General features: G+C 42.1%; 15 protein-coding genes. 12 read left to right on the forward strand and 3 right to left on the reverse strand.

All coding sequences use genetic code 11. From position 1 onward, the window contains the following. Positions 1-30 precede the first annotated feature (30 nt). From ASE42_RS08160 to coaD, 3 genes are all read left to right on the forward strand, one after another. Entirely contained in the window at positions 31-303 is a 273-nt protein-coding gene (locus ASE42_RS08160) for a YlbG family protein (protein WP_024424276.1), read from the forward strand. Positions 304-613: 310 nt separating this feature from the next. Next, a complete protein-coding gene (rsmD, locus tag ASE42_RS08165) occupies positions 614-1171 on the forward strand; it encodes a 16S rRNA (guanine(966)-N(2))-methyltransferase RsmD (RefSeq protein WP_041108883.1) in 558 nt (185 codons plus the stop codon). A 1-nt stretch (position 1172) separates the two neighbouring features. Then, positions 1173-1655 (forward strand): pantetheine-phosphate adenylyltransferase, encoded by a 483-nt coding sequence (gene coaD, locus ASE42_RS08170; RefSeq protein ID WP_024426917.1) that lies wholly within the window; start codon positions 1173-1175, stop codon positions 1653-1655. A gap of 13 nt (positions 1656-1668) precedes the next feature. Here coaD and ylbJ read toward each other — a convergent pair whose 3' ends face one another. Further along, positions 1669-2877, reverse strand: coding sequence for a sporulation integral membrane protein YlbJ (gene ylbJ, locus ASE42_RS08175; protein WP_041108885.1), 1209 nt, complete (start codon positions 2875-2877; stop codon positions 1669-1671). Positions 2878-3033: 156 nt separating this feature from the next. On the opposite strand from ylbJ, the gene ASE42_RS08180 reads away from it, so the two are divergent. Beyond that, entirely contained in the window at positions 3034-3813 is a 780-nt protein-coding gene (locus ASE42_RS08180; protein WP_041108887.1) for a patatin-like phospholipase family protein, read from the forward strand. A 4-nt stretch (positions 3814-3817) separates the two neighbouring features. Beyond that, on the forward strand, positions 3818-4846 hold the full coding sequence (locus ASE42_RS08185; RefSeq protein ID WP_056766360.1) for a SepM family pheromone-processing serine protease: 1029 nt from the start codon (positions 3818-3820) through the stop codon (positions 4844-4846). A gap of 233 nt (positions 4847-5079) precedes the next feature. Here ASE42_RS08185 and ASE42_RS08190 read toward each other — a convergent pair whose 3' ends face one another. Then, complete coding sequence (locus ASE42_RS08190) at positions 5080-6327, reverse strand: nucleotidyltransferase (RefSeq protein WP_056766874.1); 1248 nt, start codon at positions 6325-6327, stop codon at positions 5080-5082. Between the two features lie 206 nt (positions 6328-6533). Between ASE42_RS08190 and ASE42_RS08195 the strand changes: the two genes are divergently transcribed. The 3 genes from ASE42_RS08195 (at position 6534) to gerR (ending at position 7925) form a co-directional block, all read left to right on the forward strand. Beyond that, positions 6534-7052, forward strand: a complete 519-nt coding sequence (locus tag ASE42_RS08195) for a YceD family protein (protein WP_019743276.1) — start codon at positions 6534-6536, stop codon at positions 7050-7052. Positions 7053-7073: 21 nt separating this feature from the next. Next, positions 7074-7247 (forward strand): 50S ribosomal protein L32, encoded by a 174-nt coding sequence (rpmF, locus tag ASE42_RS08200; protein WP_008354700.1) that lies wholly within the window; start codon positions 7074-7076, stop codon positions 7245-7247. Positions 7248-7385: 138 nt separating this feature from the next. Then, on the forward strand, positions 7386-7925 hold the full coding sequence (gene gerR / locus ASE42_RS08205) for a sporulation-specific transcriptional regulator GerR (protein ID WP_024426922.1): 540 nt from the start codon (positions 7386-7388) through the stop codon (positions 7923-7925). Positions 7926-7970: 45 nt separating this feature from the next. On the opposite strand, the gene ASE42_RS08210 is transcribed toward gerR, so the two are convergent. Beyond that, positions 7971-8450 carry an N-acetyltransferase gene (locus ASE42_RS08210; RefSeq protein WP_007499784.1) on the reverse strand — a complete coding sequence of 160 codons (480 nt, stop codon included), beginning with the start codon at positions 8448-8450 and terminating at the stop codon, positions 7971-7973. A 210-nt stretch (positions 8451-8660) separates the two neighbouring features. Between ASE42_RS08210 and ASE42_RS08215 the strand changes: the two genes are divergently transcribed. The 4 genes from ASE42_RS08215 to rsmH all read left to right on the forward strand — a co-directional run bounded on the left by ASE42_RS08215 (position 8661) and on the right by rsmH (position 12804). Next, a complete protein-coding gene (locus tag ASE42_RS08215) occupies positions 8661-9560 on the forward strand; it encodes a 2-dehydropantoate 2-reductase (RefSeq protein ID WP_056766362.1) in 900 nt (299 codons plus the stop codon). A gap of 65 nt (positions 9561-9625) precedes the next feature. Next, positions 9626-11245: a bacillithiol biosynthesis cysteine-adding enzyme BshC gene (gene bshC, locus ASE42_RS08220; RefSeq protein ID WP_056766364.1), complete on the forward strand. Its 1620-nt coding sequence runs from the start codon at positions 9626-9628 to the stop codon at positions 11243-11245. A 128-nt stretch (positions 11246-11373) separates the two neighbouring features. After that, a complete protein-coding gene (gene mraZ, locus ASE42_RS08225) occupies positions 11374-11805 on the forward strand; it encodes a division/cell wall cluster transcriptional repressor MraZ (RefSeq protein WP_003211163.1) in 432 nt (143 codons plus the stop codon). Between the two features lie 66 nt (positions 11806-11871). Then, positions 11872-12804 carry a 16S rRNA (cytosine(1402)-N(4))-methyltransferase RsmH gene (gene rsmH / locus ASE42_RS08230; protein ID WP_056766365.1) on the forward strand — a complete coding sequence of 311 codons (933 nt, stop codon included), beginning with the start codon at positions 11872-11874 and terminating at the stop codon, positions 12802-12804. Positions 12805-12811: the final 7 nt, after the last annotated feature.

Here is a 12811-nt window from a genome sequence, read left to right on the forward strand (position 1 = left end):
GAAAAGAATTGAAAAGCGGCAGGTGAAAAGATGGAAACCAAACGTCAAGGGATGGTCGTCTGGCTGCATTCGTTAAAGCAGTCAAAAGCGCTAAGAAAATTCGGGAATGTTCACTATATTTCAAGGAAAATGAAATATGCTGTGATCTATTGTGATATGGATGATCTTGAGCGCCATATGGCTAAACTCAGCTCGTTACCATTTGTGAAACGTGTTGAGCCTTCATATAAACCTTTTATTAAATTAGAGTACGAATCCAAATTGGACAAAGCAAAAGAGTATGATTATAAGGTGGGCTTTTAAAGACACAAAAAAATCCCCGCGGCATCACCCGCGGGGTCCTTCTATTCTTAATGATACATTAAGGAGAAGGCAAAGGGAGAGGAGAAACCGGAGGAAGAACTTATGGGGAAACGTAAGTCTTCTCCGCGGTTGGCAACAGCACCACATCAGATGCTGTTATAAGTAGTATGACCCCGGATTTCTTGATCTATACATAGAAAATGAATGAATATCCGCGCATTGTTCCTTGAGGAGTGATGTGGTAAGATAATGTTGAATTTTTTGTCATAAACAATGACGAATAGAAGCAAGCAGAAAAAGTGGTGGAAAAATGAGAGTCATCTCTGGAACGAGAAAAGGCCGCACACTTAAAGCGGTTCCAGGTCAATCAACAAGACCGACGACAGATAAAGTAAAAGAATCAATATTTAATATGATCGGCCCGTATTTTGATGGTGGATGGGCTCTTGATTTATTTGCAGGAAGCGGTGGTTTAGGGATTGAAGCGCTTTCTAGAGGATTCGATCATTGCATATTTGTTGATCGAGATATAAAGGCGATTCAGACGATTAAAGGAAACCTGAATCAATTGTCGCTAATGGATCAAAGTGAAGTGTTTCGAAATGAAGCAAAGCGTGCACTCGCAGCTGTTGTGAAACGAGAGGAATCCTTTCAAGCCATTTTCCTTGATCCGCCCTATAAAGATCAACAGCTAAAAGCACTTCTTGAAATGATTGACGAGCACGCCTTGTTAACAGATGACGGCGTGATCGTGTGTGAGCATGATAAAGATGTGAAGCTGCCAGAAGAAGCAGGACAGCTTCAAATCACAAGACAGGAACTGTACGGATTGACTGGTATTACGATCTATAGAAAGCGGGGAAATTAGCATGGGGAACATAGCCGTTTGTCCGGGCAGCTTCGATCCAGTCACATTGGGGCATTTGGATATCATCAAAAGAGGTGCAAAGATTTTTGATGAAGTGTATGTATGTGTACTAAATAATTCATCTAAAAAACCGTTATTTACTGTTGAAGAACGGTGTGAGCTTATTCGCCAAGCAACGAAGGAGCTGCCAAATATCAAAGTTGAATCGTTTCACGGCCTGCTTGTTGATTACGCGAAGCAAAAAGAAGCCAAAGTCATTTTACGCGGACTAAGAGCTGTGACGGACTTTGAGTATGAGATGCAAGGCACCTCAATGAACAAAGTGTTAGACGATGAAATTGAAACGTTTTTTATGATGACCAACAATCAATATTCCTTCTTAAGCTCCAGTATTGTCAAAGAAGTAGCGAAATATCATGGGGCAGTCAAAGATCTTGTACCAAAAGAGGTAGAAGCAGCGCTGAAGGAAAAATTTAATGGATGAGTGCACCCAGCACTCATCCATTTTTTAATTTCCGATAGTATAGCGCGATATACACAATCAAGCTGCAAAGTGTGATCAAAGGACCAGCTGTCACAAGCTGATTCCAAAGCACGCTGCTGAACATGACGACCTGCTGGCCTGCATCAAAGGCACCCGCTGGGAGAGCCATGTCTGATCGAGAGACATAAAGAGGCTTGAATAATAAAAAGGCAAAAACAGCTGCATAAATCCCGTGAAGCAAGCGGGCAAAGAAAAACGGTTTAAAGCGGATATCGGTTGCCGCTAAAATGCCGGCGACTTGGGCTTGAACAGAGAACCCGCTGAATCCTAAAATAAAGCTGACGACAATGGTTTTAGCGAGAAGGGTGACTTCCTGTGACCCCGTCATCTGGCTTCCTAATGTGATTTCAAATAAACCGGCAATCATGGCAAGGTCTAATTCTGGCGGAAGATGCAGCGTTTGCAGCATATATCCGAGCCCTATAGATAAAAGGTCTGTCACATGGACAACTGACAGCATTTTGCTAAACACAGAAAATAAGATGATAAAGCCGCCAATCATAAAGAGTGTTTGGACTGATGACATGACTGCATCACTTAACATTTGGCCGAGCGGTCTTTTCTCTGCGAGTCTTGCTGTATGAAGAGCATTGAATGCCTCTTTAAACGGGGGGAATAAAAACTTCTTACGGCTTCTTAGGTGTGCATCATGGCGCGCTTTATATCCCCGCATCGTCACACCAACAGCGAGATTCCCTAAATAATGAGCGCTGGCCAATACAATGCCTAAAGCTGGATGATGAAAAAAACCAACAGCCACCGCACCGAAAATAAACAATGGATTCGATGAATTTGTAAAGGAAACGAGACGCTCTGCTTCGATCCGCGTCAGCTGCCTTTCCTGCCTCAGTCTTGTCGTTAATTTCGCACCAGAAGGAAACCCTGAAGCCATTCCCATAGCCAGTACAAATCCGCCTACACCCGGCACCCGGAAGATGGGGCGCATAAATGGCTCTAATAATACCCCGACAAATCTGACAATCCCGAAACTAATTAATAGCTCGGACAAAATAAAAAAAGGAAGCAATGATGGAAATACAACCTCCCACCACATTGCAAGTCCATTTTTCGATGCTTGCAAAGAGGCTTGTGGGTGTGTAATCACAGTGGCTGTTAAGAAAATAAAAAAAGCAGCGATGAACAGAGTGTTCCATTTTTTCATGGAGATTTCGCCCCTTGCCGTTATGATCTATTGGCGAGCTCGTGATTATAGAAAAAGAAACTAGCCGAGCCTGTCTTCTATTACTATACGAGCAGTAGGGGCATGTTTAGACCTATAGATTCGTATATATGCATAGAAAGAGGAGGGTGGATTTTCATGAAGCGACCGATCATCGGGCTTGCACTAGGCTCCGGGGGTGCGAGGGGAATGGCGCATATCGGGGTTTTGTCTAGTCTTGAGAAGCAAGGGATACAGGTAGATATGATCGCTGGAAGCAGTATTGGCGCACTTGTTGGGAGCTTTTATGCGGCAGGACAAGACGTAGAAAAAATGAAAAAACTTGCACTTGTCTTCAGAAGAAAGTATTATGCTGACTATACACTGCCAAAAATCGGTCTTTTAAAAGGAAATCGTATTTTGCAGCTGATTCACACGTTTACATATGGGAAAACATTCGAAGAATTAAGAATGCCCCTTGCGGTGGTTGCCTGTGACCTCGAGACAGGGGAAAAGGTTGTGTTTAAAGAAGGGTCTGTCTCACAAGCAGTCAGAGCAAGCATTAGCATTCCAGGCGTGTTTGTTCCTCACGAAATGGGCGGCAGACAGCTAGTGGATGGAGCGGTTGTTGACCGCATTCCTGTGTCCGTTTTAAAAGAAATGGGCGCAGACCTTATTATCGCCTCTGATGTATCAAGGGTGAAAAAAACAGAAAAGGCGACGAGATTATCGGATGTGATTATGCAAAGTTTGGACATCCTTCAAAATGAATTGGTCCGTCATCAAACCATTCATGCAGATCTCATGATCCGGCCGAGGCTTGAAACATTTAGCTCTAGTTCGTTCACACAGGTTCAGGAGATGATTGAAGCTGGTGAGTTCGCCGCAGATCAACTAGCAGGTAAACTGAAAGATGTCATTGATAAATGGGAGTGTTAATCGAATGAAAAAATTGAATATTCGCTGGCTCAGCTTTTTTATCGTTGTTCTTGTCTTATTTGGCTTAACTTTTGTTAAACTGCCATATTACGTGACAAAGCCGGGTGATGCAACAGAGATTGCCCCTCACATTCAAGTGGATGGTGGATACGGCGAGAAGGGCAGCTTCTCTCTTATGACGATAAAAGTAGGTCCAGCCAATCCGTATACGTATTTGCTTGCGAAAATGAATAAATATGACGAAATCGTCCCAGAAGAAAATATTAAAGCGGACGGAGAGTCGGATGAAGATTATATGAAAAGACAGCTTCAGCTGATGAAAAGCTCTCAAGAAAATGCCATGATTGCAGCGTATACAAAAGCAGGCAAAAAAGTAGATTATACGTTTAATGGGGTATATGCGAGCTACGTCATGAAAGGCATGCCTGCTTACGGCAAAATTGAAGTGGGCGACCGGATTAAAAGCGTTGATGGCAAGACGTATGATTCTGCTGATAAAATGGTGTCGTATATCAGCCGTCAAAAAGCTGGTACATCTGTCCGTTTTGTCCTTGAACGCAACGGCAAGGATATCACGCAGAAAGTGAAGTTGAAGCCTTTTAAAGAAGAGCCGAATCGAGTCGGAATTGGCGTATCTTTATTTACAGACCGAGATGTGAAAGTGTCGCCATCTATTAAGGTGGATATTGAAAATATCGGCGGCCCGTCGGCAGGTTTAATGATGTCACTTGAAATTTATAATCAGCTGACAAAAGAAGACGAAACACATGGCTATGCGATTGCAGGGACTGGAACGATAGACGCTGATGGTACGGTCGGGCCAATTGGCGGAATTGATCAAAAGGTTGTTGCAGCAGATAAAGCAGGAAAAGATATCTTCTTTGCACCAAACGATAAAGGTGATCCAAATTCAGACTACAAAAATGCAGTGAAAACAGCGAAAGATATTAAAAGTAATATGAAAATCGTTCCTGTGGACACAATGCAGGACGCACTGAACTATTTAAACAAGTTAAAAGAGAAATCATCTTAAGTGAAAAAAGAGCAGCCTTAGGCTGCTCTCAGCGTGTAGACAAACCCTCGCATTCGGTGTCAGGTCTCTGCGCCGGTACTCACGAATGTCAAATTCGCTCCGTTCCGGTGCTCGCCCTTCCTAGACTTCAAAGGTTTTCTATCACGCTGAAAAGAAGACAAAGGGATAAAATAAAGATCATTTTAGCCCTTTGTCAACAATCAGAGAGCAGCCTTCATCAAAGGCTGCTCTTTTTATCGAGATTGGAAGAGACCAGTCTCTTCATCATAGCGGATCGGTGAGGTTTTAAATTCTGCTTCTGTTAACTTTGTTTGCATTGGTTCGCTGATGGGAAGGCTGAAGACGCGGGAAGCGCGAATGTCAAGATCAAGGGCAGGGTGTGAAAAGGAAGACAGCTTGCTGACAAGCGGTACGTCCAATTCTTTTTTGACAAGTGATAAGTATTGCTGTCCTTTCTTTGACATACCAAGTAAACGAATGTATGGCGTGTGTTTCTTCTTTAGCAGCTCATGCATAACAGTTTTCTTCACCCTCATTAAAAGGTGTGTATTCATCCGCTGCAGCCTTGTCCACGTATATCGTTTTGTTTTCACAAGTGATAGATATTCCTCGTAGGTGGACGCATGTGTGATCGCCTTTTGCATGCGGTGTTCGATGCCTTCTTCAATTTCATAGATGCCTTCTAATTCTGCTGTATCCATGGTGTGAAACATATGTTTTAAGAAGCTGAAATAGTCTTCTTGCGTATGTAAAAGACCATAAGAAGAATAATAGTCATGCAATTGCTTAAGCGAAGCTTCCGGGAGATAAGAGGCGACAGTTTCAAATGACCCGTTCTCTTTTAAGGCTTTTCGGATGCTTGTCGCGCTTGCAATTTTCTGATGTTTAGGAAGCTCTTGATCATGATAACCGGATGCAATTCTTTGAGAGGTAAAGGGCTCTATGTGAGGAGATCTCTCTAAGATGGCTTTGACATAGTGGAAGCCTAAAATGTTATTGGGCTTAGACAGATCCAGTAAGTGTTTAGGATCAATGATCTTTTGAAACGCAGCGGCAGAGGCTGCCGGATAACTAAGCCCTTCTTTGACCTTTGCTTTTGTGAAAAGGTCAATTTCTTCTTTTTTTTCATGCCAAGCGTGCGCTGTTCGCTCAAATGCTTTAATGTCCCCATCCTCGCTTCCGAAAAAAAGGGAGCGGCATTTTAAAGCGTCTAAAATGGACACAGCGCCATTTGCAAAGGTTTCTGCCTTTTGCACTGCATAGATGTATGGAAGCTCACATACGATGTCTACACCGTTTTGCAATGCCATTTTTGTACGTGCCCATTTGGAGACGATAGCAGGTTCTCCGCGCTGGAGGAAAGATCCGCTCATGACGGCAATGGCTACATCTGAGGAGGTATGTGTTTTCGCCTGGCGAACATGATAGGCATGCCCATAATGAAATGGATTGTACTCGACAACGACTCCTGTTGCTTTCAATAGATGTTCCGCCTTTCTTGCTATGGTTAAATGGTCTATGCTACAGTAGCATAAGGGAAAAATGAAGCCCATTTTTTTCAGTGTAGGCATTCCGTGAACTGATGTCAAACAACGCTCTGACATCACAAAGGACTGTAAAGAAAAAATATTGACAAATAGCATGATGAAAGCTATAATCATGTTTGTTGCTCTTAGAGGTGATACAATTGAAATGGACAGTTTATCAGTTACATCAAAAAGCTAAAAACAGCTTCGATTTTCATGAGACGGTTGACTTAAATGAACTTACTAGCCTTCATTCAGATATACGTCGCATTTCACCAGTAGAGGTGAAAGGGACTGGAGTGATCGAATCAAAGCAAGTCGCATTTGATTTAACCATCACAGGTGAAATGACATTGCCTTGTTCAAGAACGCTTGTTGATGTAAATTATCCATTTGCGATTTCAACGAAAGAACTATTTGTACTTCATAAGACAGACGATATAGAAGATGAAGACGTATCTGTTGTAGAAGACGATATCATCGACTTAACGCCTATAGTCAAGGAAGAAATTCTTCTTGAAGTGCCGATGCAAATCTTTTGCGACCAAACAGACGTAAAAGGTGCTGCACCACAGGAAGGGAATGACTGGGCGGTCATTTCGGAAGATGCACATCAAAACCGAATTGATCCGCGTCTGGAAGGCTTGAAGAAGCTCTTAGAAGAAAATAATGAATCTTAACTCTTTAAGGAGGTGGGAATAATGGCTGTACCTTTTAGAAGAACTTCTAAAATGAAAAAAAGATTGCGTCGTACGCATTTCAAACTACAAGTACCTGGTATGGTAGCTTGCCCAGAATGCGGTGAAATGAAAATTTCTCATCGTGTCTGCAAATCTTGCGGAACATACAAAGGCAAAGACGTAAAAAGCAACTAATGCTTGATAAAAAAGCGTAAGGGAATCTTCCCTTGCGTTTTTTTATTTGTCTATTTTTTAGGTTTCTCTCCTGCAAATAGTCTATCTACTCTAGTAAGCGCATATGATGTGGTATTCAGATTCAGGGGGGATGATCAATTGACGATTACAAGGCAGGACGCATGGACGCAAGATGAAGATTTACTTTTAGCAGAAGTCGTCTTAAGACACATTCGAGATGGAGGAACGCAGCTTTCCGCATTTGAAGAAGTCGGAAAAGCGTTGTCAAGAACGGCTGCAGCATGTGGATTCAGGTGGAATTCATACGTCAGAAAACAATATCAGGCAGGCATTGAGCTGGCGAAAAAACAGCGGAAAGAACTGCGTAAAAAGATTGGGATTCATTCCTCGGGTTTACCACAAAATACGTTAACGATAGAAGAAAAGGCAACTTCAGTTCAGGCTGAATTGACCTTGCGAGAAGTGATTCAGTTCTTAGAGCAGCTTGAAAAAGAACCTGCTGGCTCTGCAGATTTACGCGAAGAACTAGCGGACACGCAGCATCAACTGAAGTCGCTCACGGAAGAGAATGAACACTTGAAGCGGCAATTAAAAATGACAGAAGAAGATTACCGGGCACTCATTGGGATTGTTGAAAGAGTCAAACAGAATATCAACTTAAAAGAATATGCTAAATAAGAAAGCGCCCCTCACAGAGAAAGGAGGGGCGTTTTGCCATCAGTATTAAGCAGATTCACCTGTATTTTTTTGAATATGGGCAGGTTCCCAGATGAGTGGATTTTCACCTTTATCGCGTTCCATATCATATTTGACCGCTTCAAAGCCCATTTTATCCCAAAAACCGGCGGATTTGACGCGTGGATTGGTCCGGATTGGCAATCCGAAAGATTTGGCAAAATCAACAAGTGCCTCGCCATACCCTTTACGCTGATACCCAGGAAGCACTTCCAGCTTCCACAGCTCTAAATAATCATGATTGTGGTCAAAGTACGTTGTCGTCGAGCCGTCCACTTGATAAAGGCTCATACGTGCGACCAGCTTATCTCCAAAATAAATCCCGTAAAATGGAGAGTTGCTGTCATTTTCAATCATATTACTTTCAAGGTCTTCAAGCATGGATAGTTCTTGTATGCCATATTCCTTAAATTGTTTAAATTCCTCTAAAGTTTTGTAATTGATTAGAAGTCGTTTTACTTGTGTCATATGATCTTCCCCCTTACACACATAATGTCGACAGTGATGTCATTGAAGGCGTTTTCATCCCATCCGCCTTAAAAAGTTTTTACACTTATTATTATAGTTTTTAAATTAAAAAAATTCAATCGCGGCGCGCTATCTGCTTTTTGCATCGCGGCTTGAAACTGTTAAAATGGTTGATATGATGAAGTAAACAGAAAAAGGGAAGTGCGGCAGTTGAACATTGGAATCATTGGCGGCGGTGCGATTGGTCTGCTTTGTGCCAGTTATTTATCACAGCATCATGACATCACTGTTTTGACAAGAAGAAAAGAACAAGCAGAGGAGATTCGAACATCAGGAATTAAGCGAACGGTAAAAGGAGAGACATTCCGGGCGTCTGCGGAGGCAAGGGCAGGGATTACAGGAGTATTTGATCTGCTGATTGTGACAGTGAAATATCACCATCTGCAAGAGGTGCTTGATGAACTATCAACATTACCTCGTCAGCGAATCTTATTTTTACAAAATGGCATGGCCCACTTATTAGATTTAGAAAACTGGGACACGTCGCATTCGATATATATAGGTGTCGTAGAGCACGGCGCCATGAAGGTATCAGACCATGCAGTGAACCATACAGGGATCGGTGTCATCAAGTGGGGAGCTTTTCATCCTGAGGATACAGCTGATGTGAGAAATGCTTTGTATGAAACGCCGGCCCATTTTCAGATGATTTATACGGATGAATGGAAAAGAGTGCTGGAAGAAAAACTGCTAGTTAATGTTTGCATTAACCCGCTTACGGCTTTATTGCATGTGAAAAATGGAGAATTGATCGCAAATCCTGCATATGAATACATGATGAAATGTGCATTTGAAGAAGCATTGTCCATTCTAGGTCTGGCTGAAGAAGAGCGTCTCTGGTCACACGTCGTTTCAATTTGTAAAAAAACGGCCGCCAATCAATCGTCAATGCTTCAAGATATCGTCAAAGGCCGTGAAACCGAAAGAAAAGCCATCGTTGGCTATCTTTTAAAAAAGGCTCAAGCTCAAGAGATAATGACGCCACATCTTACTTTCTTTAATCGAAGCTTGGAAGTATTGGAAAAAAAGCAAACAAAATCTTTTGAGTGAGCTCATTTACATGCTATACTTTTTTCGGGAAACTAACTATTTATTGAAGAAAGGAAGTTCTAAACATGCAATTGACTGAACTTTCCATCCGAAGTCAGAATTTATTCATACGTGATTATATAGAAGAAAAAAAAGAGATGACTGCTTTTTTTGATTATGATATACATTCTGAAGACACATGGAAAAAAAGATACGACGATCTCATGGAAATGAGCTTCCCGCGCGAGGCTTTAGCGGATTATATGAGCGCATACCACGCAAAGTTTGAATCGGCAGCGATGCGTCAGAACATTGAAAAGATCCGTGACAAGCGGAGTGTCATGGTGGTTGGAGGGCAGCAGGCAGGCCTACTTTCAGGACCGCTTTATACCATACATAAAATCATATCCATTATTCAGTTCGCAAAAGAAAAAGAATCAGCGCTTGGCGTTCCTGTGATTCCAGTCTTTTGGGTAGCAGGTGAGGATCATGACGTAGATGAAATTAATTTTGTCTACACATCCGGCGAAAAAGGTCCAGTCAAGCAAAAGCTGCCATTACATAACGTCAAAAAAACTGCGGCCAAAAGAACACCTCTGCATCAAGAAAAAACAGAAAAATGGCTCCGCGATGTGTTTTCAACGTATGAAGAATCTGCGTATACTAATGACTTGCTTGATCAGCTTCTTCGATGTTTACGCAAATCACAAACGTTTACTGATTTCTTTGAATGGATTGTATGCGACCTTTTTGAAGAAGATGGACTGCTTCTATTTAATTCAGGAGACTTAGGCGTCAAACCACTTGAGCGTACGTTATTCAAGCACATTGTCGAGACAAATGATGCAGTCACAGCTCGTTTGAATGAAACGCAGGCTGCCATGAAACGAGCGGGATATCAGCCGATCATTGAAGCTGGTGACAATCAGGCGAACCTGTTTTACGAATATGATGAAGAGCGCTTCCTTATTGAAAAAGAAAACGGCCAGTTTTCTATATCAGAAGTGGGGCTTACGTGGACAAAAGAAGAGCTTTTGCAGGAAATTGAGGAGCACCCAGAACGGTTCAGCAACAATGTGGTGACGCGTCCCTTAATGCAGGAAACCCTTCTCCCAACACTTGTTTTTATGGCAGGACACGGTGAAGTCAACTATTGGGGAGAGCTGAAAGGAATTTTTGAGCATTTTAAATTAAAGATGGCACCTGTTCTTCCAAGACTGCACGTGACCATCCTCGAAAGACACATCGACAAGAAGCTGCCTGTCAGAGAGCTCACGGTAGAAGAAGTACTCACAAGTGGAGTAAAAGAAAAGAAAGAGGCTCACTTTGAGCAAAGCCTCCCAGACAGCTTTGTTCAAGCCGTGGATCAGGCGAAACGTGAATTAGCGAATGTTCATGGCGTATTGAGGCAAGAAGCACTGAAGGTTGAACCAAACTTCGAGCAGCTGCTAGATAAAAATGCCAAATTTATCGAAGATCAGCTTCAATTTGTTTATCAAAAGGTGGCGCAGCGTGTGGAAGAGAAGGAAGGATATATCCTTCGAGATTTTGAACGGATTGAAAACAGCTTAAAACCATTAGATGCCCCGCAAGAAAGAATTTGGAATATCATGTACTTTTTAAACAAATATGGTCCAGAATTCTTCAAAACGTTCAAAAATCTGCCATTTTCATTTCAAAACAAGCAGCAAATTGTCAAACTTTGAAATAAAGTTTTAATGAACCCTGACTAGTTCAGGGTTTTTTTTTATGTAGAAACAGTGTAAAATAAGTTTTGTGGAGAGAAGTGGTGGATAGTGGAGAGTAAGGGTGAGAAAGTGGGGCTCTGATTATCATGTTCATGGGTGAATACCAACATACGATTGATACAAAAGGGCGCATGATCATCCCTGCTAAATTTAGAGACGGTCTCGGAGAACAGTTTGTGCTGACGAGAGGGCTTGATCAATGTTTATTTGGCTACCCTATGAGTGAGTGGAAACTAATTGAAGAGAAACTCAAAGCACTGCCGCTAACGAAAAAAGATGCACGTGCGTTTACCCGGTTCTTCTTCTCCGGCGCAGTTGAATGTGATCTGGACAAGCAGGGGCGCATTAACATCGCATCAAACCTACTCCAATATGCAAAACTCGAAAAAGAATGTGTGGTCATCGGCGTTTCAAATCGAATTGAGTTGTGGAGTAAGTCGATCTGGGAACAATATACAGAAGAGCAAGAAGATTCTTTTGCTGAAATTGCTGAAAACATGATTGGGTTTGATATATAATAATCCCTTGTGCAGCAAGCTTTCTACACATTCATTTCTATTTGAAAAAGGTGGGACCATAACATCATGTTTCAACATGAGACAGTATTATTAAAAGAAACAGTTGACGGTTTAAACGTCAAAGAAGACGGTACATATGTAGACTGCACGCTGGGCGGAGCAGGTCATAGCTCATATTTACTATCTCAACTATCAGAAAAAGGTACATTGATTGGATTTGACCAAGACGATGCTGCACTGGATCATGCACGAGAGAAGCTCGCAGATTCAAAAGCGAACATTCTTTTCATAAAGAGCAACTTCCGATATTTAAAAGAACGTCTGAATGAACAAGGCATTACAAGCGTAGACGGTGTGATTTTTGACCTTGGGGTTTCATCTCCTCAGCTCGACACACCAGAGAGAGGCTTTAGTTATCACCATGATGCACCTCTTGACATGCGAATGGATCAAACAGCCGCATTGTCGGCAAAACAAGTGGTGAATGAATGGCCATTTGAAGATCTAGTTCGGATTTTCTACAAATATGGGGAAGAAAAATTCAGCAAGCAAATCGCACGCAAAATTGAAGAAGCTAGAAAAAAAGCAACAATTGAAACAACAGGTGAGCTTGTCGACATTATCAAAGAAGGAATTCCCGCACCTGCAAGACGAACTGGCGGACATCCAGCAAAAAGAGTGTTTCAAGCGATCCGAATTGCAGTAAATGATGAATTGAAAGTTTTTGAAGAAGCACTAGAACAAGCAATAGAGTTACTCAATCCGAAGGGGAGAATTTCTGTCATTACATTCCATTCACTTGAAGACCGGATTTGTAAAAGTACATTTAAAGAAATGTCTTCTCTTCCAGAACTTCCGCACGGACTACCAGTGATTCCAGAAGGACTTGAACCAAAGCTGAAGCTGATCACGAGAAAACCAATCATTGCATCAGAACAAGAGCTGGAACATAACAACCGTGCCCGTTCAGCGAAGCTCCGAATTGCAGAAAAAAAGTAAAACGACA

This window comes from Bacillus sp. Root920 (assembly GCF_001429445.1).
GTDB classification, from domain to species: domain Bacteria; phylum Bacillota; class Bacilli; order Bacillales; family Bacillaceae; genus Bacillus; species Bacillus safensis.

Coding starts and splice junctions, on each gene's coding strand:
- ASE42_RS08185 (WP_056766360.1), top strand. CDS start 3,818: ATGAAAAAATTGAATATTCGCTGGCTCAGCTTTTTTATCGTTGTTCTT.
- ASE42_RS08210 (WP_007499784.1), bottom strand. CDS start 8,450: ATGACACAAGTAAAACGACTTCTAATCAATTACAAAACTTTAGAGGAA.
- rsmH (WP_056766365.1), top strand. CDS start 11,872: ATGTTTCAACATGAGACAGTATTATTAAAAGAAACAGTTGACGGTTTA.
- ylbJ (WP_041108885.1), bottom strand. CDS start 2,877: ATGAAAAAATGGAACACTCTGTTCATCGCTGCTTTTTTTATTTTCTTA.
- bshC (WP_056766364.1), top strand. CDS start 9,626: ATGCAATTGACTGAACTTTCCATCCGAAGTCAGAATTTATTCATACGT.
- rpmF (WP_008354700.1), top strand. CDS start 7,074: ATGGCTGTACCTTTTAGAAGAACTTCTAAAATGAAAAAAAGATTGCGT.
- ASE42_RS08180 (WP_041108887.1), top strand. CDS start 3,034: ATGAAGCGACCGATCATCGGGCTTGCACTAGGCTCCGGGGGTGCGAGG.
- rsmD (WP_041108883.1), top strand. CDS start 614: ATGAGAGTCATCTCTGGAACGAGAAAAGGCCGCACACTTAAAGCGGTT.
- ASE42_RS08160 (WP_024424276.1), top strand. CDS start 31: ATGGAAACCAAACGTCAAGGGATGGTCGTCTGGCTGCATTCGTTAAAG.
- mraZ (WP_003211163.1), top strand. CDS start 11,374: ATGTTCATGGGTGAATACCAACATACGATTGATACAAAAGGGCGCATG.
- coaD (WP_024426917.1), top strand. CDS start 1,173: ATGGGGAACATAGCCGTTTGTCCGGGCAGCTTCGATCCAGTCACATTG.